Origin of the sequence: Helicobacter suis (assembly GCF_902196135.1) — a bacterium.
GTDB classification, from domain to species: domain Bacteria; phylum Campylobacterota; class Campylobacteria; order Campylobacterales; family Helicobacteraceae; genus Helicobacter; species Helicobacter suis_A.
Genome location: NZ_CABIKE010000002.1, coordinates 104,478 through 130,274, shown reverse-complemented (window position 1 = coordinate 130,274; position 25,797 = coordinate 104,478). Strand labels below are relative to the sequence as shown.

Sequence of the window (25,797 nt, the reverse complement as noted above, 5' to 3'; positions counted from 1 at the left end):
TCTCCTTAAAAATATAAATAAGCAGAGCATTTAGAATAATAGGCTTTTAATTCCTCTACACTCCAGCCTGCTTGCTTGAGAAGTGCTATATAGCGTTCATAGGCTTCTTTATACTGCTCATAGTGCTCTTCTTCACAGGTTGGTAATGAGATTAGATCTTCCTCATACGAATCAATCTGTTCTTTTAGCACTTCTAGCAATTTATCTAACACCCTAAAAGATCTTTGCTCCTCAAAGAAAGGGGTTAAAAATGCAATCTGTGCGTTGCGCTGTGCAAACTCCCCTTCTAATTCCTCCCCAATCCACTCATAGGCTTCTGCAGCACACATAGCCGATCCAGCCTCAGCCCCTTTTAAGAGGGCTTGTTTTCTCTTTTCCTCATAAAACTCTTCGCCTAGATCATCAGAAGCCTCTGGGACTATATCTTTCTCGTATTCAATGTGCCCTGTAAAGTCTTCAACACCCTCAAAATCATCAGCTCCATAATGCTCAATTGTTTTTGCACGCACCAGTTCTAAGGCTCTATAAAACCCAACTAACCAGTCCTGCACAAATCCATTAGTTCCTAAAAACCAACACCCATCTATAAAACCATTAGCAATGGCTTTTTCAAGACTAGAATACCCTTCATTAGCTGCGTCGTGTGCTAGGTTTTTATAAAGTTCTTCACCTCCATCTCTTGCTTTTATATAATAACGTGCATGATATAATCCCAACAGATCATCTTCATTATATTCATCATCACGCCTAGTATTCTTTACACCCTTGACTTTATCAAGTTGTTCTTCGCCTAATCCAGCACTCATGCGCAAAAGCCCATACCATGCTTGCAGATCAGCTTGTATATCACTCTCTTGGTTCTTCTCTATGGCTTTCTTTATGTCCTCTATAACCTCCTCATAATCAGCTTTACTCCACTCCTCGGGATAATCCAACCATCTCCCCCTATGCTCTTCTGCCCCGCCAACCCGATAATCATCAACCAGACGACCTGTATATCCGCTTGGATTCTCATTAGCTGGCTTATTGATTGGGAAAATTAACCATTGATCTTCTTTTAACTCTGTGATTTTAAGAGGTGTTTCATAATTTAGGTTGAAACCCTCTTTTTTAAGTCCACATCTATGCCAACGCCAATCAACTGCGTCATACAAAGACATTCCATAGTCGCCTTGTGGATTCCCAAGCTTTTGAGCTTTAACAAAGCACACCGCGGCCCCAGCTGGATCGGGAGGCACCACAACACCTAATAAGCTCATCTTACCTAGTTCTATCCAAGCAGAAGAGTTATCCTTATCTTTAGCCTCCATGTAATCTTTAAAGGCTTGTTTGGTGTTTCTGCCATATTGCCACAAGGGTTTAACTTTTTGCTCCTCTTTTTTAGCTTTTTGTTCTGGTGCTATAAAGTCTACATTTTTGGCAAAATTAGGCATGAGTGTTACTGGCTTGATCTGTTTAAAGTCCTCAGCCTCAGCCTCTTTAATGGCTAATTCAAAGGCTTTAGCTTCTTTTAAATCTGCTTGGTATTGTGTGCTTAAAATCGCATGGCTAGGATGTTTACTTAATTTTTCAAGCAATTTTTGCTGTTCTTCTAAAAGCTCTATTAAGGGCTTAATAGCGTTATTAAAACGCAACTCCACCGCTCTTTTAAAACAAGCAAGGGTGGTGTGGTTATATTCTAAGGTTTTTGCATCTCTTTCAGAAGAAGAGAGTTTATAGCGCGCGCCATCAAACTTTCCATATCCATTCCAAAAACTATTGCGCAATTCCCCTAACTCTAAAGCACAGCGCCCACTCCCACGCTCCATGCCTTTTTCATAGTATTCTTTTGCATCTTCATAGGCTTTTTGTTGGTCCTCTTTTTTAGTGCGATTACCGCGGAGCTCATAAATGATTCTAAGGTAACTCAAAGATAAACGGGCATTCACCCCATCCATTGTGGCATAAAAGCTATCACCATACAAATCACCAAAAAATTTGTCAACCCTACTTTCTATAACATGTTGCGCATTATCATATCTATAATCACTGGTAAAACCAGCATAAAATTCATGTTTATAGAGACATTCCCCTTTCATTTCTTTCTCTCTAACAACTGCTTCCCAATCTGATCCAGTACCTGTTATAACATTATCAATGCTAAAAGTGCTAAAGGCGATAGAGCCAGAAAAGTCACTATGCTTCCCACGGTCCCACCCCTCCACATCCCAGATAAACCAGTTGCCACTATCTCCTTCTATATGATCGATTCTCTCTAGCCCTATATTAGCACACCCATCTTTTAACACATGTGCACTTTCAAGACACGCACGGGAGCGCTTAATCATCTCGTCTTTAAACTTGTCCTTTTTAAACTCATCCTCCTCTATTGCATCCACCCCTAGTTGTGCTGCTATTTTCTCTTCATCCCCACTAATTTCTTTCTCTGCTAAATCCAAATACAAAAACCCTAAATGGCTTAAGGCTCGGATAGAACCTAGCTCAATGGCCTTGTTAAAATAAGAATGTGCTAGTAGGAAAGATTGGGGCAAAACAATGCCCTCTTTTGCCATTTTCCCTAGCTCTAAATAGGCTTCTGCATTATCTTGTTGGCTAGCCTTTAGATAATCCTCATAAGCGGTTAAATTATCCCCCTTGTAATACCATAAAGGCAAAGGTCCAGCCTCTTGATCCCCACCTAGTCTTTTTTCTTCTTGTTTGCGTTTGGCTTCAATGTAGTCTTGGATTTGCTCATACTTCGTTTTCTCATGGTTCACAGAAGATTTAGAAGAAGAATCAGAAGAAACCGCATTAGAAGCTTGATTTTGAAGGTAGCTAGCCATTTCTAAAACATTAGGCATGCAAGCTCCTTAGAAACAAGTAAAAAAGCTAAAGAGGAAAAAGAGAGGAAAGTAAGAAGAGTTAACCCCCCCCCCCCCCGCAAAATCTAGAAAGGCTAAACATGGAAGATCCTTTTTTAAAAAATTAACGGAAAAATTCTAGCGGGTTAAAGTAAATAAAAAAGTAAATGGGTGGATTTTTTTAAAATAATGGGGGTTTTATTTTAAACCTGCCCCTCACTCTTAAGGCGCTCTAAAAAAGTTATCTCCTCCATCACCTCTATTCCTAACTTTTTAGCTTTTTCTAATTTACTCCCGGGGTTTTCCCCATAGATGAGTAAATCTGTCTTAGAACTCACCCCAGTTTGTACATACGCGCCTAGATTTTCTAGTAATGTAGTAATTTCTGCACGCGGTTTTTCTAAACTGCCTGTAATCACGATCTTTTTATCTTTGAAAAAAGAAGTGATAGCTTTTGTTTCTGTGGCTATGGGGTTTATAAGAGTTAAAAGTTGCTCAATAAACCCCCTATTTTCTTTTACAAAGCGCACAAAAGAAGCGGCTATTTTTTTCTCCTCCTCTTTTAATCCTTTGCCGCCAAATCCCTCTAAACTAGCAATTTGCTCATAAGTTTTATCAAACACCTCTAACCCAAAATGTTGCGCTAAAATCTTGCTTGCGCCTTTGCCAATGTGTTCAATCCCAAGAGCGCTAATAAAACGCCACAAGGGCGCTTGCTTACTTTTAGTAATGGCTTGTAATAGATTTTGTGCTTTTTTTTGTTGCCAACCCTCTAGTTCAAGTAGGGCTTTTTCCTCTAAATTGTAAAGATCAATCACCCCTTTGATTAATCCGGCCTGTAATAACTGCGCCACCACTTTATCCCCCAAACCTTTAATTTCTAACCCATGTTTAGAGGCAAAATAAACAATGCTCTCTTTGACTCTAGCCATACAATCCTTATTAGGACAAAAAAGGTAGCGATCTTTATGGCTTAAATCTAGATCACAGCGGTAACAATATTCTTTTAACTCTAAATCCCCGCCACATTGTAAACAATGCTTAGGAAATGTTACATCGCTTTGGCATTGTGGACATTTTTTATGCTGTTTGCCTAAAAGAGTTTGGCATGCCGGGCAATGGCTGTACTTTTTAAAAAAGATTTGGCATTTGGGGCAAAAGTTAGGCTTATTTTTTAAGAGTAAAGGGAGATTACACTGAGGGCACACATTTAGGGGTTGTTTTTGTAAAACGCTTTGGCATGCCGGGCAATGGGTGGGGGGTATGATTGGTTTTTGAGTGCCATTGCGCAAATGCTTTAGTGGTTTAATGATTTTAGGAATCACATCGCCACTGCGCACAATCACCACTGTATCATTAATCATAAGACCTTGTTGTTGGATTTGGGTGTAATTATCTAAAGTGGCCTTAGAAATACAAGCACCCTCTAACTTAATGGGTTCTAAAAGCGCTACCGGGGTGATTACCCCACTACGCCCCACTTGATTTATTACATCTAAAAGTTTGGTGTGTTTTTCTGTAGCCGGGAATTTATACGCAAAGCCAAAGCGCGGGGATTTGATTGTAAAGCCTAAAATACTTTGCAAATATAAATCATCTAACATCACCACCATACCATCAGCATCAAAGCTAGCTTGGTAACGCCTTGCATGAAAGAGTTTAAAGGTCTCTTCAATAGCCTGCACACTTTCACAAAGTACAAATTCTAAAGACAAAAACCCCCAATCTTTCACCATTTGCATGCTTTGTTTTAAACTGGTGTATTTTTCCTCAGCTAATCCTAAACCCCAAGGGTAAAAGGTGAGTTTTCTTTGGGCTGCAATTTTAGAATCAAGTTGGCGTAAACTCCCAACAGTGGCGTTTCTAGCATTAGCAAAGAGGGGGAGATTTTGCTTAAGGCGCTCTGCATTAAGGGCTTTAAAATCCTCTCTTTGTAACACCACTTCCCCGCGAATCTCAATAGGTTTTGTATAAGGAATGATTAAAGGGATTGAGTGAATCGTTTTAGCATTATGGGTTACTAATTCCCCCTCTAAACCATTGCCGCGCATGCTCGCATTTTGTAATTGCCCGTTTTCATAATATAAATTCAGCGAAGCCCCATCAAGTTTAGGCGAACAAGTAAAACGGGTAAAAGAGGCGCTAGGGTATGTTTGAGAAATGCGCCCCTTAGCCTTAAGCGCATGCTCAGATTCTACAATACGATTAATCCATACCTGCAACTCTTGTAAATTAAAAACATTCTCTAAACTCCACATGCGCACTTTGTGGGTGTGTTTGGGCAAAGTTTCTAACACCACTCCACCCACGCGTTGGGTGGGCGAATAAGGTAAAATGTTTTGGGGATATTTTGTCTCATAATCTAGTACTTGGCGATAAAGCTGATCGTAGATCTCATCGCTAATCAGCGGGCTAGCTAGTACATAGTAGTGGTAGGCGTACTGGCAAAGCTTGTCTACTAAGTGTTTGTAGTCCTCAAAAGTTTGGATCATTTGCTGGTCTTTGCTATAATCAGGATTTTAATATTTTAGGTCAGATTAGCTTAAGAAGGGATACTTTGGTTGGCGATATTGATAGCATTATTTCTCTCCACCTGAATAATGAAGCCCAGTTTCTGTGTTTTACTTTAGATAGCGATGCGAATAACGATGCTGAATTGTACGCGATTAATATCTTTAAAATCCGTGAAATTATCCACTATGATGGAGATGTTACAGAAACGGTAGGGGGAAATGATAGCATGATGCTAGGTTTTCTAACCATTCGTGGCGAATCTGTACCTTTCATTGATGTTAGGCGGTGGTTATATTTTGATTCTAAGTTTCCCAATCAAGATTTAAGCCAAGCCTCTATACAGAGTGATAAAAATTTGGTGGTTGTATGCGAGTTTTCAGGCTGTGTGGTGGGGCTTAAAATCTTTGCGATTAAATACATTGTGCATAAAAATTGGGCTGAGGTGAGTGTGGGGGATAAACAGGGGTTTAATACAGGTGGCAAAGTGAGCGCGATCACGCGTTTTGAACAAGATCGCGTGATTCAAATTTTAGATGTAGAAAAAATGCTAGTAGAGACTTTCCCAACTATGCAAGAGATCGATCAACTCAAAACCCAGTTTGTAGATGCCATTAAAAGCGATAAACTCATTTTTATTGCTGAGGATTCTCAGGTGGCCATGCATCATCTGGAAAGAATTATTTCTAATTTGCATTTAAAATACGAGGCTTTCCCCAATGGCGATGCACTACTTAAGCGTTTATTTTCTGAAAACATGATCGATCAAGTCGGGGCGGTTGTAACGGATTTAGAAATGCCAGTAGTTTCTGGTTTTGAAGTGCTTAGACGCATTAAAGCAGATGCGAGAACCAAACATTTACCCGTTATCATTAACTCATCTATGAGTAGCGAGTCTAATAAACAACTAGCCGATTCTTTGCATGCCGATGGGTTTGTGATCAAATCCCACCCTGATGAAATCCAAGAACTCTTACAAGAATATCTCAAATAAAAGTGAAGGGTTAATCATGCTAAGAACGCAGTTATGTGCAGAGGTGGGTCTAATTGATCTTAAAAAGAGTGTTAAACTCTGTGGTTGGTGTCATAATTACCGCGATCATGGAGGGGTGATCTTTATTGATCTAAGGGATAAAAGCGGGCTGGTGCAGTTGGTGTGTGATCCTAACTCTAAAGCTTATGAGCAGGCTAGTTTAGTTAGGCATGAAGATGTACTCATTGTTGAGGGTGTGGTGCGTGCTAGAGAAAAGGGTTTAGAAAATCCCAAACTTAAAACCGGCCAAATTGAGGTTGTATTGAGTGATCTATGCATTGAAAGCAAAAGCCTAACCCCGCCTATTAGCATTGGTGATAGTAATGTAAATGAGGATTTGCGTTTGCAGTATCGTTATTTAGATTTGCGCTCCACTAAGGCTTATGAGATTTTTAAAATGCGCAGTAAAGTTGCTAAGGCCGTACGCGATTGTTTGGATTCTTTGGATTTTTTAGAGATTGAAACCCCTATGCTTTCTAAAACAACCCCTGAGGGCGCACGAGACTTTTTAATCCCAAGCCGTGTTCATGACGGGCAATTTTTTGCTCTTCCCCAAAGCCCCCAACTTTTTAAACAAATTTTAATGGTTGCTGGCATGGATCGCTATTACCAGATTGTTAAATGTTTTAGAGATGAGGATTTGCGATCAGATAGACAGCCAGAATTTACCCAAATTGATGTAGAGATGAGTTTTTGTACGCAAGAGGATGTAATAGAGGTGGCTGAGACACTTTTAAAAGCGGTCTTTAGCTGTGTGGGTGTAGAAATTACTCCTCCTTTTAAACACTTAACCTATCAAGAAGCTATCGAATCTTATGGGAGTGATAAACCAGATTTGCGCTTTGAAATGCCCCTTGTAGAAGTGGGGGATTTGTTTGTAGATTCAAGCAATGAGATTTTTAAAAAGATCGCTAGTGATTCTAAAAATAATCGCTTTAAGGCTTTAAGAGTAGAGGGAGGCGATCGCCTTTTAAGCCGCAAATATTTAAGCGAGGCTGAGGCATTTGTACGCCAATTTGGTGCTAAGGGCTTGGCTTATATCCAAGTAAAAGAAGAGGGAGCAAAAGGCCCTTTAGTGAAATTTATTTCTGAGGCTGCTTTGGAAACACTTCTTAAACGCACTCAGGCTAAAGTGGGCGATATTCTTTTCTTTGGTGCAGGAGAAAAAAAGGTCATTTTAGATTATATGGGGCGTTTGCGTCTTAAGTTAGGGCAGGATTTAAATCTTATTGATTCTCAGGCTTTTAACTTTTTATGGGTTGTGGATTTTCCTATGTTTGAGGAAGTAGAGGGTAAACTCAGCGCAGCCCATCACCCTTTTACGATGCCTAAAAATTTAGAAGGCGAGCCAACCCAAATACAATCTATTGCTTATGATATTGTGCTTAATGGAGTGGAATTAGGAGGGGGGAGTATCCGTATCCATAAGCAGGCCATTCAAAAAGAAGTTTTTAAGATTTTAGGCATTAGTGAACAAGAAGCCCAAGAAAAATTTGGCTTTTTATTAGAGGCACTCCAGTATGGCGCGCCTCCCCATGGAGGTTTTGCTATGGGCTTTGATCGACTCATCATGCTTTTAGCCAAAGTGCCTAGTATCCGCGATGTGATTGCTTTTCCTAAGACTCAAAAGGCCACTTGTCTATTAAGTAAGGCCCCCAGTAGCGCTTCAGAAGAGCAGTTACGAGAATTACATATCCGTTTAAGAAACCCTAAACCCCCAAAAATCTAAAGGATAACTATGAAAGCATTGTTTTTAATCATTGGCGCACCGGGCAGTGGCAAGACTACAGACGCACAACTCATCGCAGAACGCAATAGCGCTAATATGGTGCATTATTCTACCGGAGATTTATTACGCGCAGAAATTGCTAGCCAAAGTGAGAGGGGCACGCAGATTGCACAATTTACAAGCAAGGGCGAGTTAGTACCCTTAGAAATTGTGATTGATACCATTATCCATGCGATTAAAAATGCCTCTAAAGAGATCATTATCATTGATGGTTATCCGCGCAGTGTAGAACAAATGCATGCTTTAGATCGCGTGCTTAAAGCACAAGAGGAGGTAAAACTCAAAGGCGTAGTTGAAGTTAAAGTTAGTGAGGCTGTGGCTAGAGAAAGAGTACTAGGACGCTCTAGAGGAGATGATAGCTTGGAGGTTTTTAATAACCGCATGCAGGTGTATTTAAAACCTATTGAGAGCATTGTAGAGTTTTACAAGGTTTTAGAAGTACACCAAGAAATCAATGGCGAGCGCAGTGTTGCAGAAATTGTAAACGACATTGAAACTTATATAAAAAATCAACTTTAAGGATATTTATGAACATCTCAAAAATTCCAGTTAGTAACGCGGATGTATTAAATGCCGTTATTGAAATCCCGTATGGATCGCGAATCAAATACGAAGTAGATGAAGAAAGCGGGGCAGTTGTGGTGGATCGAGTCATGTTTACATCTATGGTATATCCGGCTAATTATGGCTTTATACCCCATACACTTAGTGATGATGGCGATCCAGCAGATATTTTAGTACTCAATGAAGACCCTTTACAAGCTGGTAGCGTGATTAAATGCCGTTTAATTGGTGTGCTAATTATGGAGGATGGAGGGCTTGGAGATGAAAAACTTTTAGCTGTACCGCTAAGTAAAATTGACCCTCGTTATGCGCATGTTAAAAGTTTGGAGGATTTAGCCCCCATTGTGCTACAAAAGATCAAACACTTTTTTGAAACCTATAAAGACCTAGAACCTCAAAAATGGGTAAAAGTTAAGGATTTTGGCAATAAAGCACAGGCTGAGGAAGTTTTAAGAAAAGCACTTGCAAATTACCAACAAGCTCTAGGTTAAGAGTGGGTGTTTTGATTAGTTTAGAAGAGCATATCCCTTATGTTAAACACCCACTAGCTCTTTATGCCTCTTTAAAACGCCCCGATACGCTTTTATTAGAAAGTGCACAGACAGATAACAAGCGCCACACAAAGTCTTTAATCCTCTCTCATGCTTGCTTAAAACTGACCTGTTTAGATTTATGCGTGCTAGTAGAGGCGCTGAGTGCTAATGGAGCGGTGTTTTTAAAACAGCTATCCAATCTTTTTAAAACCCCCTTACAAGAAGGGCAACTGTACTTGCATTATCCCAAAAATACGGCCCTTTATGATGAGTTTTTAAAACTTAAGATGCCAAGCCCTTTAGATGTTTTGCGCCAAATTTTTCAAGGTGTATCTAATAAACCTAGCCATCCTTTTGGGTTATTTTGTGCGGGGCTTTTTGGCTTTGAACTTATCGGGGCTTTTGAGGATTTGCCCACCTTAAAAGTACAAGACAATAGCGCCCCGGATTTTCTCTTTTATGTGGCCGAGACTTTAATCATCATCGATCATGAAAAGCAAAGTACACAAATTCTAGGGAGTTGTTTTGATCAAAAATACCAAGCTCTCATTCAAGACAAAATCAAAGAACTCAAACAGAAGGCTTTAACTCTTAAAGAATTTAGCCCTAAAACCTACCCCCAAAACTCCACCTTAAACACTAATTGTAACGATGCAGCTTTTGCGCGCATGGTTAGCACACTTCAAGAGCAAATCAAGGCCGGGGAAATCTTCCAAGCCGTGCCCTCTAGAAGTTTTTATTTAGAATGTAAAGACCCACTTAGCGCCTATTACCACCTCAAAGTTACAAATCCTAGCCCTTATATGTTTTACATGCAGACACAGGATTTTAGCCTTTTTGGGGCTAGTCCTGAGAGCGCGCTAAAATACGATGCCTCTACAAATTTAGTCCAAATTTATCCCATTGCCGGTACGCGTAGCCGTGCTAAAAACCCCGATGGAAGCATTGATTTTGATCTAGATAACCGCCTAGAGCTTGATTTACTTAGCGATGCTAAAGAGCGCGCGGAGCATATTATGCTTTTAGATTTAGCTAGAAATGATATTGCTAGAGTAGCTAAGCCTCATACTAGACTAGTGAACAAACTTTTAAAGGTAGAAAAATACGCCCATGTCATGCATTTATGCTCATGTGTGCAAGGTGAACTCAAAGAAGGATTAGATGCTTTGCATGCTTATAGAAGTTTTATGAATGCTGGGACTTTAAGCGGCGCGCCTAAAATTGCGGCGCTTAAACTCATTGCAGCACTTGAGGGTAAACGGCGGGGTTCTTATGGTGGATCGGTGGGGTATTTATGCGCTGATGGTTCAATGGATACATGCATTGTGATTCGTGCAGCTTTTGTACAAAATCAACGCGCCATTATCCAAGCAGGTGCAGGCATTGTACTAAACAGCCTAATAGAGGCTGAAATTGCTGAGACAAAAGCCAAAGCTAGAGCTGTGATCAATGCTATTTTAAAGACGCATGCATGAAAATCTACTTTTTAGATAATTTTGATTCTTTTACTTATAATCTTGTCTATGATTTAGAAGGGCTAGGGCATTCTGTACTCGTGTTTCGCAACACCACACCCGCAGATACCCTTTTTAAAATGATGCAGAGTGAAAAAGAAACGCCTTTACTTTTTATCTCACCCGGTCCGGGTGATCCACAACATTCCGGAGAACTCTTGCCTATTTTGAAACGCGTACGCGGGAATTTCCCGATTTTAGGGATTTGTTTAGGATTGCAAGCCTTAGCAGAGAGTTATGGAGCAAGAATTATACGCAGCATAGAGATCGCACATGGCATGAGTTCAAGCATTACCCTTGAGCCCTTTGAACCTTTTAAAGGATTGGGTTATTCTTTGCAGGTGGGGCGTTATCATTCTTTAATGGTTAGCAATTTGCCAAGTTACTTACAAGTAATCGCACATTATAAAGATATTGTAATGGGGATTTATCACCCCCAAGATAAAGCCCTAGCCTACCAATTCCACCCAGAAAGCATCATGACATTAAAAGGCGCGCAACTATTACAACAAAGCCTAGATTTTTTAACTAAAGCGGAGCATGACTAGCTATCATTATCCGGATTGTATAGAAGTTTAATATCTAGGCATTATCCCGCTAAAAGTGCGGGTTTTTGCATACTCCCATAGCTTAAGCTTGCAGGATTAAGAGAATCATCATAGGCTAGCGCTAGGGGCGACCTGAGCCTTTACTCCAAGTGAGCCCTTTCTCTGGCGGTTGTAACACAAAACCTTTAGATGGCCTTAATCTACTTAGCTAAGCTTTCTGGCTGAACGGTGCGGGGGATAAAGACTAATGCCCACCGCGATCTTGGGTGAAATCATGATTAGACTTAGCATCTTTTTCTAATACTGCCTCGTTAAAGACTTTTTGAACACCTGACATGATTTGTTTAATCGTTTCAGGGTCTAGTGTTTTAATCTCGCTTAAACCTCTCCCCAAACGCATAACACTGTAGCTATTGACCCGCACTAACATAAACACTTCTTGGTTATTAGGGTTGATATATTCGCCTAATTGTTCCTCTTTATCTAGACTGTTGGCAATAGCTTGTGTGATCTCTTTAAAGATGGCATCATCATAGGGTTTTTGGTTGGCATTTTGTGTTATTTTAAAAATATTTTTGATTTTGCCAGCGATATGGATTGCTACGCGAAATCTAGCCCGTTCTCTAGCAATAGCCTCTGATTTTTTCACCTCTCCATTAATGACATGGGAACTATCCACCCCCCTAGTTACATACATGCTTTGATCTTGTACCATCCAATCTGGCATGCCAGCTAAAAAAGCTTGCTTTTTATGAACAGGAACACACGCCACCAAAAGTACACCCAGCAAAATCAGAATAACACGCATCATTTTCCTTTGATTGTATGAATATCCAGATATAAATCTGCTGTGCTATATTACCCTCTCTGGCATAAGATAACAATTAATCTCATTAAAGCAGGTGTGATCCACTTTAGTTAGCCCCTCATTTTAATAACCATATCCGTACCACATAAAATATCGTGTAAAAACCGCTTTTGCGAACTAATAAAAGGAAAGATCAACCCTACAAGCAAAGCCACCCCTAAAAGCCAGAGAAAAAAGCGCAATAAAGCCTGTATAAACCCCACACGGGAGTGATCTTTTTTAACAAGCTCTAAGCCAACATAGCGCAGTCCCGGGGTTTGGGCACTCAAACTTAAAAAAAGCGCAGAAATGAGGCCATAGACGCACACACAGGCAAAAATGGCTATTTGGTTTTCTCTAAAGGCCTGCGCTGAGCCTAAAATAAAATAGGTGGTGATGTATAAAAGGGGAGTGTAGATCATAAAAATATCAGTGATAAAGGCCTTAAGCCGCAAGCTAGCATGCAAAGTTTGCATTGTCTGTTTAAAGCCCACGGCTACCCGGTTTGACTGGAGAAGAATGGACACACAGAGGGCAAAGATCGGGAGGATACATGGGAAAATCAAAATTTTCTAGAGTGAAGAAGGGCAAAGAGGGGAGTTTACAAGCAGGATTATTATGCAGATTAGAATCAGGGGTACAGATGCCTCTGTTGGCTAAACTAGCAAAGCCTACTATCTGTGCCCCTAAATTTTGCAAACAAAGACTAGATTCTAAAGCCGATCCGCCCGTTGTGATAATATCCTCACAGATTAAAAATTTTTCGCCCTCTTTTACAGCAAAACCCCGCCTCAAGCTCATCTCTTCTTTTACCCGTTCGGTAAAAATAAAGCGCACACCAAGAGCTCTGGCTAATTCATAACCTGCTAAAACCCCCCCAAGTGCTGGCGAACAAATGCCCTCTATTTTTAAATGGGCATGGATAATTTTTTGTGCTAGGGCTTTGGCAAGTTTTTCGGCTAGTCTTGGGTATTCTAGGACTTTTGCTGATTGGAGATAAAAATTAGAGTGGTTGCCACTGCTAAGCAAAAAATGCCCCTCTAAAAGTGCCCCGCAGTCTTTATAAATTTGCCGGATATCCATTAAAGTTTCAGTACCTCTTCTTCTTTAGCCTTAACCGCCTGCTCGATCTTATTAATAAAAGCATCGGTGTGTTTTTGCACCTCCGCTAAAGCCTTTTTATTCTCATCTGCACTAATGCTTTTCTCTTTTTCTAGTTTTTTAATCTGGTTATTGGCATCTTGGCGGATATTGCGCACCGCTACCTTAGCCTTTTCACCCATAGCCTTAGCTTCTTTAGCAATCTCTTTGCGTTGCTCGCTTGTCATGGGGGGGAAAAAAAGCTTAATAGTTTCGCCATCGTTATTAGGGTTAACACCCAAATTAGCCTCTTGCAAAGCCCGCTCAATTTCTTTTAATAAACCCTTTTCCCAAGGCGTGATAGTAAGGGTAGAGGCATCTGTTGAAAGAATAGAGGCCACTTGGTTAAGCGGGGTTGGGGAGTTATAATAATCAACGCGTACATGTTCAAGCAAATTAATAGAAACCTTACCACTACGCAGGGTAGTAAAATCTTTTAAAAGAGATTGCAAACTCTTTTGCATCTGTTCTTGGCTGTGCTGATAAATGGAATCTAACATTAAAATCCTTTATTTTGAGGGGGTTTTTGGAGGGGTTTGGCTTGGAGTGGGCATTAGACCTTCTGATTTTTTAGGCACAAGAGGACCAGCAGGGGGCGGAGTGAGTAAAGGGTTGTTCAAGGGGTTAGAGTTTGGGTTTTGGGGTACTAAGGGAGCTGGGCTTAAAGAGTTTTTAGGCGCTCTATCTAAGACGCTAATGTTATATTCCTTGTTATAAAAATAACCTAGCGCAATAGTATTAGAGAGAAAGAGAAAACCTAAAAACATGGTCAGTTTAGCCAAAAAGCTAGCTGGGCCCTTAGCCCCAAAAAGCGATTCATTGCTCCCGCTATAAGCCCCTAAACCGATACTAGAGCTTTTTTGTAATAACACAACGATCACAATCAGTACAGCCAAAACAATCTGTAAAATCAAAAACAGACTACTCAAATATCCACTCCAAAATTCACTAGGGTTAAAAGGCGATCTTAGCAAAAATTTATTAAAATTAGCGTTTGATACTTTTAAGGGGTGTGAGTTGGGTGAAGCGGTGTGCCACTCTTTTAACCGGGTAGCAAAAAGTTATGCGCGCTATTGCCATGTACAAGATCAAATCGTTAGGCAATTATTAAGCCATTTAGCCGGGCATTCTTATGTACGCGTATTTGATCTAGGCTGTGGGAGTGGCAATGTGATCAAACAATTTCCCGGTTTTAATCTTTCTGCCCACGAATTTATCGGCGTGGATTTTTCTTTAGAAATGCTCACAGAACACCCGCAGAATATAGAGGGCGTACAAAAAGTCTCTTTAATCTGTGCAGATTTTGAAGACATGTTTTTAAATCCTTGTGATTTGGTTATTGCTAGTTCTTCTTTGCAGTGGGCTAAGCAACTTGAACTTTTATGCACGCGCCTTTGTTTGCAGAGTACAAACATCGCCCTAGCTGTGCACACAAATAGGAGTTTACACGCCTTGCATGCCTTTTTAGGTAGCAACTCGCCTTTGCGGACGCGAGAGGATACGGAAGCGATTTTAGATCGTAGTTTTCATAAATTTAAGCGCAAAATGTGGACTCAAAATTTCACCCAGCATTTTAAAAATAGGCAAGAGTTACTCCAACAGCTTAAATTTGGAGGATTATTAGGAGGGGGGACGCTCTCTTATGCGCAAAAAAAGGCATTAAAACAAATCCCCCTTCAAACTTTAGATTACGAGGTGGTGTTTTGCATAGCACAGAGATAAAAAAACGGGTTTTTTCAGGTATCCAGCCCACAGGGGGCATGCACTTGGGCAATTATTTAGGCGCGATTAGACACTGGGTGAGTATGCAAGATGATTACGAGGCTATTTTTTGTATCGTCAATTCCCATGCCATCACTTTGCCCCAAGACCCTAAGAATTTACGCAAACAAACTTTAGAAATGGCTAGCATGCTTTTAGCCTGCGGGATTAATCCGGATAAATCTAGCCTTTTTATCCAAAGCCAAATAGAAGAGCATGGGGCGCTTGCGTGGCTTTTAGACTGCATTGCTAGCATGGGCGAACTTAGCCGCATGACTCAGTTTAAAGATAAAAGTACAAAGGAGGAAAATATCGGGGTGGGGTTGTTTAATTATCCGGTGCTTATGGCTGCTGATATTTTGCTTTACCAAACCGATGCTGTACCTGTGGGTGCGGATCAAAAACAGCATTTAGAGTTAGCTAGAAATTTAGCCATTAAATTTAACCGCGATTTTGGGCCATGTTTTAAAGTGCCTGAACCCTTGATTGCTACTCAAGGTGCGCGCGTCATGGGATTAGATGATCCAAGCGTAAAAATGAGTAAATCGCACAAGGGGGCTTTCCATGCTTTGTTTTTGCTAGATAGTGAAGAGAGTATTATTAAAAAGATCAAAAAGGCAACTACAGACTCAATAGGCACTCTAATATTTGATGTAAATCGCCCCGGGATTTATAATTTACTCAACATTTATAGCCTTTTAAGTGCAAAATCCCCCTCAGAAATAGAAACCGCATTTGAGGGTAAAGGTTATGGTGATTTTAAAAAGGCTTTGATTGAGGTTGTGATTGAGACCCTGCGGCCTATCCAGCAAAATTATAAGAGATTACAAGAGGATCCGGGTTATGTTTTTAATCTTCTAGAAAGAGGCAAAGAAAGCATTGCCCCACTGGCTAAGCAAACTTATAGAAAAGCTAAGGAATTAATGGGTTTATTATGAAATACCTGACTTTTCTATTTTTGCTTTTGCCTTTAAATGCTGCGCCCTTTATTTCTCTGGGCGAACCCCCCAAATACAGCAAAAATTTTACGCACTTTGACTACGCTAATGCTAACGCCCCCAAAGGCGGGATTTTAAGAAATTACGCGCTGGGTACTTTTGATAGCCTTAATCCCTTTGTGCTTAAAGGTAGCAAGGCTAGCGGGCTGGATTTGCTTTATGATACTTTGCTAGCCCAAAGCCTAGATGAACCCTATGCTGAGTATGCGCTTATTGCTAAAGATATACAAGTCGCCCCCGATCATAGCTTTGTGATCTTTACCATTGATGATCGCGCGCGCTTTAGCGATGGAGTACCTATTTTGGCTACAGATGTGAAGTACAGCTTTGATATTTTGATACAAAAGGGGAGTCCGGTTTTTAGGCAATATTATGGCGATGTTAAAGAAGCACTAGTACTTGATGATCACCATGTCAAATTTACTTTTAAAGATAGCCACAATAGAGAATTACCCCTAATTTTAGGGCAACTACAAATTCTACCCAAACACTTTTTTACAAAGCATGGCTTTGATAAAAATCCGCTTTTAATCCCTGTTTCAAGTGGACCCTACACGATTCAATCCTTTAGTATTGGCAAGCAAATCACCTACACACGCAATAAACACTACTGGGCTCAAAATCTACCCACCCAAAAGGGGTTGTATAACTTTGATACAATTTGCTTTGATTACTATAAAGATGATTCGGTGGCGCTGCAGGCCTTTTTAAGCGGGGCGTATGATTGGCGCATGGAAAGCACGGCTAAGGTTTGGGCGCGGGGTTATGTGGGCAAGGGTATTAAAGAGGGTAAGATCATTAAAAAGCGCTTAGAACATGCTTTACCTGCGGGCATGCAAGGGTTTTTTATGAACACCCGCAAAGAACTTTTTAAGGATTTGCGCGTTAGAGAAGCCCTCTTTTATGCCTTTGATTTTGAATGGGCTAATCGTAATCTCTTTTTTTCACAATACACCCGCACCAAGAGCTATTTTAGTAATTCGATCTTTGCCTCTAAAGGGTTGCCTCAAGGAGAGGAGCTACAAATCTTAGAGCGCTATAAAAAAGCACTCAATGACTATAACCCGCGTATTTTTACAAGTCCTTATATCACTCCGCGTACCGATGGGGCGCAAAAATTAGGGGAGAATCGCCGCGAAAATCTCAAATACGCCCAAGCACTTTTAAAACAAGCAGGTTATATAGTGCGCAACGATCAACTCATCAATGCCAAAACTAAAAAACCTTTTGTTTTCACGCTTTTACTCAATAACCAAGCCTTTGAACGCCTAGCCCTAGCCTATGCTAAAAACCTTAAAGTACTAGGTATCCATTTGCTGATTCAAAAAGTAGATTTAAGCCAGTATATGGGCCGTTTAAAGAAATTTGATTTTGATATGGTGGTGGGGGCTATTGGCCAGTCGCTTTTTCCGGGCAATGAACAGCGCTATTTTTGGGGAAGTGCAAGTGCCAAACAACAGGGGAGTTACAATTATGCCGGCATTGCTAACCCGGTGGTTGATTCTTTAATTGCCTCCATTATTAGTGCTAAAGATCGCGCTAGCCAAATTGCTACTGTGCGCGCTCTTGATCGGGTTTTACTCTGGGGGTTTTATGTGATTCCTCATTACCACGCTCCCTTTTGGCGCATCGCCTACTGGGATAAAATTGGCATGCTTAAAAACCCCCCTTATGGCTTTTCGCCCTATTTGTGGTGGGATAAAAATTTAGAAAAGAAACCCTAATGCTATCTTATATTCTCAAACGGCTTTTATTGATTATCCCTACTTTATGGGGAATTATTACAATCAATTTTTTTATTATCCAAAGTGCACCAGGTGGACCTGTAGAGCAAATGATGGCTAAGCTTAGTAATGCGTCTAATCAAGAGAGTACTAATAACTCTTTAAAAGATCAGCAATTTAAAGAAAGCGCCTATAGGGGGGGCTTGGGTATGGATAATGCCCTTTATCAAGAGCTCACTAAACTTTATGGCTTTGATAAACCCTTATTAGAGCGTTATTTTATTATGCTTAAAAAATATGTGTGTTTTGATTTTGGGCAAAGTTTTTATCGCCAAATTGGGGTACTGGATTTAATCAAAGAAAAACTACCTGTCTCTATCTCACTAGGTTTTTTTAGCACCCTACTTATTTATCTGCTTTCTATTCCGCTTGGCATTTACAAAGCAAGGCATAATAATTCTCCTTTAGATGCGGCTAGTAGTGTGGCTATCGTAATAGCCAACGCCATTCCTGCCTTTTTATTTGCCTTAATTTTAATTGTACTCTTTGCCTCAGGGACTTACTTTAAAATCTTTCCTCTTAGAGGGCTTATTAGCGATAATTTTGAAAGTTTAAGCACTTTGGGAAAAATCAAGGATTATTTATGGCATATCACTTTGCCCGTACTTTGCATGAGCATTGGCGGGTTTGCTAGCCTCACGCTTTTAGTCAAAAATTCCTTTTTAGATGAAATGGGCAAACTTTATCTCATCAGCGCACGGGCTAAAGGCGCAAGTGAAGGCCGTATTTTTTATGGACATGTTTTTAGAAACGCGATGCTTTTAGTGATCTCTAGTTTCCCGGGGGCGTTTTTAGGCATGTTTTTTAGCGGGAGTTTGCTCATTGAAATCATTTTTAGCTTAGATGGACTAGGACTTTTAAGCTTTGATAGTTTGATGAGTCGGGATTATCCTGTGGTCTTTGGCTCGCTTTATATTTTTACGCTTTTAGGGCTTTTGATCAATCTAGTTAGCGATCTGAGCTATACTTTAGTCGATCCGCGCATTGATTTTGAAAGGCGCTAAATGCTTTATCAGCAAAGTGGGGTGGATTTAAGAGGCGCGCAAGAATTTGTACAAGCCCTCAAACCTCTAGCTAAACAAACTTATAGCCCACAAGTTTTACAGGGTGTGGGGGGGTTTTTTGGGGCTTATGCCTTGCCTACTAGTTTAAAAGAGCCTGTACTCATTGCCTGCACAGACGGGGTGGGCTCTAAATTACTTTTAGCCTCTCAAGTACAAAAACTAGGCCAAATTGGGCTAGATTTGGTAGCGATGAATGTTAACGATTTGCTTTGTAGCTTTGCTAAACCTCTTTTTTTCCTAGACTACTACGCCACCCCTAAACTCAATCAAACACAGGCTTTAGAAATTTTAGAAGGCATTGTACGGGGTTGCAAGTTAGCCGGGTGCGCGCTTTTAGGCGGAGAGAGTGCACAGATGAAGGGTTTTTACACAAGGGGGGCTTTTGATTTGGCGGGTTTTTGTGTGGGGGTAGTAGAAAAGCGCGATCTGCCTCAAATAGAGCAAATCAAAGCGGGGGATATTTTGGTTGGTTTTAAAAGTAGCGGGCTGCATAGCAATGGTTTTTCCTTAGTGCGCCATTTACTAAAAACACAAAAAAATCCCTCACTTTTAGGCAATCAAAGCCTGCTAGAGACTCTTTTAACCCCTACACGGCTTTATAGGCATTTATTACACTTGCGATCTAAAATCCGCGCCCTTGCCCACATCACCGGTGGAGGGCTAGTGTATAATCTGCCCCGTATTTTGCCTACCTCTTTGGGGGCTGTGATAGAGCTTAAACATCTCCCGCGCATGCCTGTTTTTGAGTGGTTAAAATCTTTAGTGCCTTTAGAGGAGTGTTTGCAGGTGTTTAATATGGGAGTGGGGATGGTTGCAGTGGTTGCGCCATCTGATCTTAACGCTTTGCGTGCAGCTGGGGGATTTTACTTAGGGGAAGTGGTTTTAAGTTCTAAGAAAATCCAATTTATAGGAGATGATCATGGCATTTAAAATTTATTGGAAATTATACGGGTATGCTTGTGGGGTGTTGTTGTTATTATTGGGTCTTTATGTGGGGGTTTTTATGAGTCTGCGCTACTTACAACAAAGTAAACTAGCGCCTATTGCGCCTCCTATTGAGGCAACTCAAAAAACACCAGAAATCACCCAAAAAACACCGGAGAATACCCCTCCTACACAAAATTTAGAACCACCCAAAACCCAAGAAACCCACCAAAATACACCACAAGATCAAACCCCCCCCCAAAACACGCCACAAAATACAGAAGTTTTAAAACCTAAGCCAACCACAAGCCAACCACAAGCCTCTCCACAGAATCAGAATCAAGATCAAGTCGCCTCGCCTCCAACCCCAACCCCAGAAAATGCTGAACCCTCCTATAAAACTTATTATGTGCTTTATAGTGTGGTCAATGTGCGTTTGCAACCTAGCACGAATGCTAAAGTGGTGGCTAAAATCTTGCATGGTCAGGAAGTACAAGTATTAGAAATTAAACATGGCTGGGGACGGATTAAAAGTGGCTGGGTATTTTTACATCTACTCAAAGAAAAATGATGCGCCTCTTTGGAGTTTTTGGTAACCCTATTGCGCATTCTAAATCTCCTTTGTTGCATAATGCAGTATTGGCGCGTTATGAAAAAGAACTTTTATTTAAAGGCAGCTACCACCCCCTTTTACTAGATAGAGAGGCTAATCTCAAAGAAAAATTTTTAGAACTCCACTTAAGCGGGGCTAATATCACCACTCCTTTTAAAGAAAAAGCTTTTGTTTGTAGCGATGTTATAAAAGGTGTGGCTAAAGAGATAGGGGCGGTGAATGCGTGGGTGCTTGAGGGTGAGCAGATTGTGGGCTATAACACCGATGTAGAGGGTTTTTTATACCCCCTCCAAAATTATACTTTTTCAAGCGCGCTTATTTTAGGGGCTGGAGGGAGCGCAAGAGCTATAACTCACGCCCTTAAATCACGATTCATCCAAATAGAAATCCTCAACCGCAGTACTCCCAAATTAGACTATTTCAAAGCTCTAGGTTTCAACTGTTTCACCCCTCAAGATTTTAAAATCAAACCCTATGATCTCATCATAAACACCACCACAGCAGGCCTTAAAGAGCCTAGTTTGCCATGCGATCTAGAAATGTTAAAAGCTCTTTTGAAGCGCGCCACCCTTGCTTATGATTTGATCTACCAGCACACACCCTTTTTAAATCTAGCTAAGCAAGAAGGGCTCATTACGCTAGATGGCAAGGCCATGCTCATTGCCCAAGCAGCGCTCAGTTTTCTATATTTTTGTGATCACAAACTCCCCTTTGAAGTGATTTTACAGACCATGCAAGAGGTGTTGTTATAAAACCTTCACATCTGCATTACTCCGATCAAATCAACTTAGGTAGTTTTTATACGCCTCCCTTTTTAGTGCAAAAAGCGTTTGAAATGCTCCTAAAACACATCAACCCTAAAGATTATATTTTGCTAGATAGCGCGTGTGGTTATGGGAGTTTTTTAGCTCTACCGGGCTTTGGTGCCTATGTGGGCGTGGATAAGGATAACTTGGCCTTAAAAAAGGCTAGAAAAACCTGTAAACACGCTATCCTCTTGCACAAAAACGCCCTACACGCTGTTATGCGGGAAAATTTTAATATCCCTAGTGCTAGTAAGCTAGTGATTATGGGCAACCCGCCTTACAATGATAGAACCTCTAGGGTGCGTGCACATCTTAAAAAAGATAAAGAGGCGCTTAAAGTAGATACCCCCCTTAAAGCCAGAGATATAGGCATTAGCTTTTTACGCTCCTTTGATTTACTTAAAGCAGATTATGTTTGTGTACTCCACCCTCTTTCTTATCTCATCAAGAGGGCTAATTTAAAATCTCTTAAAGATTTTGCTAAAAACTACTGCCTTGTGGATAGCTTAGTAGTGAGTTCGCAAATTTTCTGCCCAAAATCGCTAAGTTACTTTCCTATTATTATAGCCTTATACAAAAGAGATATTAAGGGTCTAAATGAGGGTTTTCTTGCAAGTTTTAATTTCCAAACCCTAGAGGGTAAAAGCTTTAGATTGCAAGATTGGGATTTTATTAGTGCCTATGTAGACAAATACCCTAATCAAAAGAAAGTCTCCAAAGATTTAAGAGTTTCCATGTTTTATACACTTAGAGACATCAACGCCCTTTCGCGCTCCAAGACTTTTTTAAACAAAGAAAGTCCGCATGCTATCTATATCACTAAAGAGAAGTACAGCTTATATTGCTACATTGATGTCTTTAAAACCCAGATCCCCCATATCCCCTATTATTTGCGCAACTGCGATGTGTTTTTAGACTACGCTCGCTTTTTAAGCTTAGAAGATCATTTTGTTATGGCTAGCCAAACTAAGAAAATAAGCCCTGAAATTGAGTGGTACTTTAAAGATTTATTAGGAGTGCATTATGAGAATTGAAGTAGATGAGACAAACAAAATCATTAAAGTACCGATCCCCCTTACAAGCCAAAGCGGCAAGATAAGAGTTAAAATTCGTAATAATTTTACTGGATATGGGTTACCCACGCCTACAAGACAAATCCCTTTCTCTTTAAAACACTATGTAGAGTGGCAGATTGGTTATGATGTGGATAAAAGCAATTTAGAAAAATTAAACCTCAGTACACTCCCTAACACAGAGTTTGGAGGGGCAAATGGCAAGTACAAAGCTCTTTATGAGTTGAGCGAATATCTTTATTATTTTGTTCAGTGGGGACTTATCACAAAGGAGGAAATTGAAGAACTACTTACAACCATAGAAGAGATTCAGGAGGGATTTTTTATAGAACAGAACTTTAGAATGTATCCCTATCCCTACTACATTCAGCCTATAAAAATTTTAGAGAGGTTGTTTTACCGCTTTGAAGTGGGGTACCCTCTTTTAGTCTACCCCTTTGATTCTTTGGGTATTTTAGTAGAGATTGTGGTGAAAGAAAAACAGCGGGCAGTAGGTGTGCAGCCCATGCTCTATATCTGCTTGTCCCTTGAAAGGCTACAACCCGCACCCGGTATGCCTTTTCTTTTAGGAAGAACAGCCCAGCCTAAAGAGCATGCTTACCTACTCTTAACAGATCAGGACAAATATTTTTTACTAGAAACCATGAAGATTTTTGGTATCTTGAGTGCCAACCACAAGCACGATGTGTTAGAAATTTTAAAAGTAATCTTATGTACCAAAAAGAACTAGAGACCTATTTACAACACAAAATCCCGCGGGCTGTTTTGCTTTATGGGGAATGGGAGTTTTATATAGAATATTATGCTAATAAAATTGCTAAGCTCACCCCACAGGTTCAGATTTACCGGGTTTATTTTAAAGATTATTGTTTTGAAGAAGTTTTAGAGTATATCAGCCAAGATTCTTTATTTGGTGGGGGTAGTTTGGTGTGGCTTAAGCTAGATAAAAAACTAGCCGCTAAAGAAATTCGCATGCTTTTAGATAGGCTAAGCAAACACCTACAAAATGCCTTGATCATAGAATTTTACAGAGCAAAAAGTCTGAGCGAATACGCCCAAGATTTCAAACAATTTGCCGCCCAGTTTAAGCACCCTAAATTAGAAGTTATAGAAGTACGCTTTTTTATGCCAGATCTCTCTACACGATTAGCCTTATTGCAAGAGAAAACACGGGCTTTAAACTTGTCAGTTAGCATGGAAGCACTTACTTTGTTATTAGAAGTGCAAAATAATGATGTGCGCTTGATCTATCAGGATTTAGAGAAATTAGCCTTGTTAGATAAACCCATTGGGCTTAGCGATATACACACCCATGTTTATGGAGTGGGGGGGATACAATTAGAAGAGCTTTTAGCGGTTTTGTTTAAACGATCCTCTAAAGTGTTAGAAACTTTTATGCGCTTGCTAGCAGAAGGGTTTGAAGAGATCGAACTCATACGCGGCTTGCAACGCTATTTTTACCAGCTCTTTGGTTTTTATGCCTATATGCAAAAAGGATCGAGCAATGCTAAGGAGATTCTAGGCTACAACCCCCCTCAGGCGATCACACAAACTTTAAAAGAGCGGTGTCAACAAGTGATGAATTACCAACAGGTTTTTGTATATTTAAATGCGTGGTATGTGGCTAGTATGCAAGGAGGGAATGAAAGCTGGCATTTTTTAATCAAAATACAAGATAATATTTGCTAAAATGGAGGATTAAAACCTTGCTCTAATGAGAAAAAGGGCTTACCCAAAAGGAGATTTTTTGAAACATTATGAGACAATGTTTATTCTCAAACCCACTTTAGTAGAAGAGGAAATCAAAGATAAATTAGCATTTTACCAAGAGGTGATCACAAAAAGCGGGGGGGAAGTGGTTAATACTTTGGATATGGGGCATAGAAACTTAGCTTATGAAATCCAAAAGCACAAGCGCGGGTACTACTTTGTTATCTATTTTACAGCCCATGCAGATGTGGTTTTAGAACTAGAAAGGCTGTATCGTATCAATGAGGATATTTTGCGCTTCATGATTTTAAAATATGAGAGCAAGAAAGAACAAAAAGCATGGCAAACTTTAGTGCATCGTGCTTCTAAAAACTTACTACACGCTGGTTTTGAAAAACCCCATAAAGAAACCCCGCCCCAACAGATTCCCCCTGTGGAGTCTTAAATGTATAATAAAATCGTCCTTGTTGGGCATTTTACCCGCGATGTAGAAATACGCCATTTGCCAAATGGAGGAGTGATAGGCAAGGTAGGCATTGCTACTAACCATGTTTATAAACGCCAAGACGGGAGCAAGGTAGAAGAAACCTGCTTTATAGATGTGGATTTATTTGGGCGTACCGCTGAGGTGGCAAACCAATATCTACACAAGGGATCAAAAGTCTTAATTGAAGGGCGCTTAAAGCTTGAAAACTGGAGTGATCAATATGGCAACAAGCGCAGTAAACATAGCGTTTCTGCTGAATCTCTTGTGATGTTAGATTCTAAAAATACAACACAACCCAATACAGAATACCGCCAACAAAGAGATGAGGCGTATGCTAAACCTGTGCCAAGTTCTAAACCAAGACAGGAAGAAAAAATTCCTGAAATCAATGTTGATGATGACTTGCCTTTTTAACACTATAAGGAGAATGAATGGAAAGAAAAAAGTATTCTAAGCGCTACTGCAGATACACAGAAGCTAAGATTGAATTTATTGACTATAAGGATTTAGAATTACTCAGGCATTCGCTTTCTGAGCGCTATAAAATCATGCCAAGACGGCTAACGGGGAATAGCAAAAAGTGGCAAGAAAGAGTAGAGGTGGCGATCAAGCGTGCAAGGCACATGGCACTTATCCCCTATATCGTGGATCGTAAAAAGGTTGTAGACAATCCTTTTAGGCTGTCTTAGTGTGTATTTTGGTTTTTGTTGTATAATAATTTGATTTTGTTTTGAAGGAGCGTTTATGGTTTTTAAGAAGTGGGTGTTACTAGGAAGTTTAGTAGGTGTGTTGGCAATTGTAGGGTGCGGTCAACCTAAATCAGGGGTGAGTAAGAAAAATAAAGCGTATCGCGCTGAAACTAAAGACGCTCCTAAATGGGTTACTGGGGACTTAAACCATATCAAAATGGAGAGCAAAGAGGATAGCGCCACGTTTAAAGGGCGTGGTGAAGAGGATATTGTGGGTAACAATGTAGATTATGCTACTGACATGGCCGCTGCTAAAGCTAGGGCTAATCTAGCCACAAATCTTAAAGCAGAACTCATGAAAGATGTTCAAGAACAGGTTTCTAGAGGTAATAACGCCTTAAGTGAGACCAGTAGCCGTACCGTTAGTGAAAAAGTAGATCGCGTACTCACGGCTAGTAAGATGTTAGCTAGATGGGTTGGTAAAGATCGCGTGTGGGTTTTGGTGGGCTTGGATAAGGGAGTTATCTCCAAAGTACGATCAGAATTGGGGTTAAACTCTACTAAATAGG

26 protein-coding genes and 1 pseudogene are annotated in these 25,797 nt (G+C 40.3%); 20 read left to right on the top strand and 7 right to left on the bottom strand.

Annotated features, from left to right (window positions below):
* Positions 1-5: 5 nt before the first annotated feature.
* Together G6Q06_RS02090 and ligA are read right to left on the bottom strand one after the other, a co-directional pair.
* Complete coding sequence (locus G6Q06_RS02090) at positions 6-2,840, bottom strand: sel1 repeat family protein (protein WP_163565557.1); 2,835 nt, start codon at positions 2,838-2,840, stop codon at positions 6-8.
* A 203-nt stretch (positions 2,841-3,043) separates the two neighbouring features.
* Positions 3,044-5,332: an NAD-dependent DNA ligase LigA gene (gene ligA, locus G6Q06_RS02085; RefSeq protein ID WP_163565556.1), complete on the bottom strand. Its 2,289-nt coding sequence runs from the start codon at positions 5,330-5,332 to the stop codon at positions 3,044-3,046.
* Between the two features lie 65 nt (positions 5,333-5,397).
* Here ligA and G6Q06_RS02080 point away from each other — a divergent pair, with 65 nt between their 5' ends.
* Genes G6Q06_RS02080 through G6Q06_RS02055 form a run of 6 tightly spaced genes read left to right on the top strand, consistent with a single transcriptional unit; the run spans position 5,398 to position 11,332 of the window.
* Positions 5,398-6,345, top strand: coding sequence for a chemotaxis protein (locus tag G6Q06_RS02080; protein ID WP_205435763.1), 948 nt, complete (start codon positions 5,398-5,400; stop codon positions 6,343-6,345).
* A 16-nt stretch (positions 6,346-6,361) separates the two neighbouring features.
* Entirely contained in the window at positions 6,362-8,113 is a 1,752-nt protein-coding gene (gene aspS, locus G6Q06_RS02075) for an aspartate--tRNA ligase (protein ID WP_205435761.1), read from the top strand.
* Positions 8,114-8,122: 9 nt separating this feature from the next.
* Positions 8,123-8,692, top strand: coding sequence for an adenylate kinase (locus tag G6Q06_RS02070; RefSeq protein WP_163532846.1), 570 nt, complete (start codon positions 8,123-8,125; stop codon positions 8,690-8,692).
* An 8-nt stretch (positions 8,693-8,700) separates the two neighbouring features.
* Positions 8,701-9,228: an inorganic diphosphatase gene (gene ppa, locus G6Q06_RS02065; protein ID WP_163564974.1), complete on the top strand. Its 528-nt coding sequence runs from the start codon at positions 8,701-8,703 to the stop codon at positions 9,226-9,228.
* An 11-nt stretch (positions 9,229-9,239) separates the two neighbouring features.
* Positions 9,240-10,745: an anthranilate synthase component I gene (gene trpE, locus G6Q06_RS02060; protein ID WP_163565622.1), complete on the top strand. Its 1,506-nt coding sequence runs from the start codon at positions 9,240-9,242 to the stop codon at positions 10,743-10,745.
* The gene (locus G6Q06_RS02055) at positions 10,742-11,332 is read left to right on the top strand and encodes a glutamine amidotransferase-related protein (protein ID WP_163565555.1); all 591 of its coding nucleotides are present in this window, start codon (positions 10,742-10,744) and stop codon (positions 11,330-11,332) included. The genes trpE and G6Q06_RS02055 overlap by 4 nt, the downstream gene beginning before the upstream one ends.
* 244 nt (positions 11,333-11,576) lie before the next feature.
* Here G6Q06_RS02055 and G6Q06_RS02050 read toward each other — a convergent pair whose 3' ends face one another.
* The 5 genes and pseudogenes from G6Q06_RS02050 to secG form a co-directional block, all read right to left on the bottom strand.
* Positions 11,577-12,140 (bottom strand): hypothetical protein, encoded by a 564-nt coding sequence (locus G6Q06_RS02050; protein ID WP_240329159.1) that lies wholly within the window; start codon positions 12,138-12,140, stop codon positions 11,577-11,579.
* 110 nt (positions 12,141-12,250) lie between these two features.
* Positions 12,251-12,655: an RDD family protein gene (locus tag G6Q06_RS02045; RefSeq protein ID WP_240328606.1), complete on the bottom strand. Its 405-nt coding sequence runs from the start codon at positions 12,653-12,655 to the stop codon at positions 12,251-12,253.
* Between the two features lie 7 nt (positions 12,656-12,662).
* On the bottom strand, positions 12,663-13,262 hold the full coding sequence (pyrE, locus tag G6Q06_RS02040) for an orotate phosphoribosyltransferase (protein ID WP_163532852.1): 600 nt from the start codon (positions 13,260-13,262) through the stop codon (positions 12,663-12,665).
* Positions 13,262-13,819 carry a ribosome recycling factor gene (gene frr / locus G6Q06_RS02035; protein WP_205435760.1) on the bottom strand — a complete coding sequence of 186 codons (558 nt, stop codon included), beginning with the start codon at positions 13,817-13,819 and terminating at the stop codon, positions 13,262-13,264. Before frr ends, pyrE begins: the two co-directional genes overlap by 1 nt.
* A gap of 18 nt (positions 13,820-13,837) precedes the next feature.
* Positions 13,838-14,248 (bottom strand): annotated as a pseudogene (gene secG, locus G6Q06_RS02030) (preprotein translocase subunit SecG); the annotation flags it as partial.
* 88 nt (positions 14,249-14,336) lie between these two features.
* On the opposite strand from secG, the gene G6Q06_RS02025 reads away from it, so the two are divergent.
* The 14 genes from G6Q06_RS02025 (at position 14,337) to G6Q06_RS01960 (ending at position 25,796) form a co-directional block, all read left to right on the top strand.
* Positions 14,337-15,041 (top strand): methyltransferase domain-containing protein, encoded by a 705-nt coding sequence (locus tag G6Q06_RS02025; protein ID WP_240329158.1) that lies wholly within the window; start codon positions 14,337-14,339, stop codon positions 15,039-15,041.
* Positions 15,023-16,018, top strand: coding sequence for a tryptophan--tRNA ligase (trpS, locus tag G6Q06_RS02020; RefSeq protein ID WP_163565553.1), 996 nt, complete (start codon positions 15,023-15,025; stop codon positions 16,016-16,018). The genes G6Q06_RS02025 and trpS overlap by 19 nt, the downstream gene beginning before the upstream one ends.
* The gene (locus G6Q06_RS02015) at positions 16,015-17,802 is read left to right on the top strand and encodes an extracellular solute-binding protein (RefSeq protein ID WP_205435759.1); all 1,788 of its coding nucleotides are present in this window, start codon (positions 16,015-16,017) and stop codon (positions 17,800-17,802) included. Before trpS ends, G6Q06_RS02015 begins: the two co-directional genes overlap by 4 nt.
* Entirely contained in the window at positions 17,802-18,866 is a 1,065-nt protein-coding gene (locus G6Q06_RS02010; RefSeq protein WP_163532855.1) for a microcin C ABC transporter permease YejB, read from the top strand. Before G6Q06_RS02015 ends, G6Q06_RS02010 begins: the two co-directional genes overlap by 1 nt.
* On the top strand, positions 18,867-19,856 hold the full coding sequence (purM, locus tag G6Q06_RS02005) for a phosphoribosylformylglycinamidine cyclo-ligase (protein WP_163565552.1): 990 nt from the start codon (positions 18,867-18,869) through the stop codon (positions 19,854-19,856).
* Positions 19,846-20,421 carry an SH3 domain-containing protein gene (locus tag G6Q06_RS02000; protein WP_163565551.1) on the top strand — a complete coding sequence of 192 codons (576 nt, stop codon included), beginning with the start codon at positions 19,846-19,848 and terminating at the stop codon, positions 20,419-20,421. Before purM ends, G6Q06_RS02000 begins: the two co-directional genes overlap by 11 nt.
* A complete protein-coding gene (locus G6Q06_RS01995) occupies positions 20,421-21,215 on the top strand; it encodes a shikimate dehydrogenase (RefSeq protein ID WP_163565550.1) in 795 nt (264 codons plus the stop codon). The genes G6Q06_RS02000 and G6Q06_RS01995 overlap by 1 nt, the downstream gene beginning before the upstream one ends.
* A gap of 83 nt (positions 21,216-21,298) precedes the next feature.
* The gene (locus G6Q06_RS01990; RefSeq protein WP_240329157.1) at positions 21,299-22,303 is read left to right on the top strand and encodes an SAM-dependent methyltransferase; all 1,005 of its coding nucleotides are present in this window, start codon (positions 21,299-21,301) and stop codon (positions 22,301-22,303) included.
* A complete protein-coding gene (locus tag G6Q06_RS01985; protein ID WP_163565549.1) occupies positions 22,293-23,072 on the top strand; it encodes a R.Pab1 family restriction endonuclease in 780 nt (259 codons plus the stop codon). Before G6Q06_RS01990 ends, G6Q06_RS01985 begins: the two co-directional genes overlap by 11 nt.
* Positions 23,054-24,031 (top strand): DNA polymerase III subunit delta, encoded by a 978-nt coding sequence (gene holA / locus G6Q06_RS01980; protein WP_163565548.1) that lies wholly within the window; start codon positions 23,054-23,056, stop codon positions 24,029-24,031. Before G6Q06_RS01985 ends, holA begins: the two co-directional genes overlap by 19 nt.
* Before the next feature lie 58 nt (positions 24,032-24,089).
* The gene (gene rpsF / locus G6Q06_RS01975; RefSeq protein WP_163532861.1) at positions 24,090-24,497 is read left to right on the top strand and encodes a 30S ribosomal protein S6; all 408 of its coding nucleotides are present in this window, start codon (positions 24,090-24,092) and stop codon (positions 24,495-24,497) included.
* Positions 24,498-24,953, top strand: a complete 456-nt coding sequence (gene ssb / locus G6Q06_RS01970; RefSeq protein ID WP_163532862.1) for a single-stranded DNA-binding protein — start codon at positions 24,498-24,500, stop codon at positions 24,951-24,953.
* Between the two features lie 17 nt (positions 24,954-24,970).
* A complete protein-coding gene (gene rpsR / locus G6Q06_RS01965; RefSeq protein WP_163532863.1) occupies positions 24,971-25,228 on the top strand; it encodes a 30S ribosomal protein S18 in 258 nt (85 codons plus the stop codon).
* Positions 25,229-25,283: 55 nt separating this feature from the next.
* A complete protein-coding gene (locus G6Q06_RS01960) occupies positions 25,284-25,796 on the top strand; it encodes an LPP20 family lipoprotein (protein ID WP_163565547.1) in 513 nt (170 codons plus the stop codon).
* The last annotated feature ends 1 nt before the right edge of the window (position 25,797 follow it).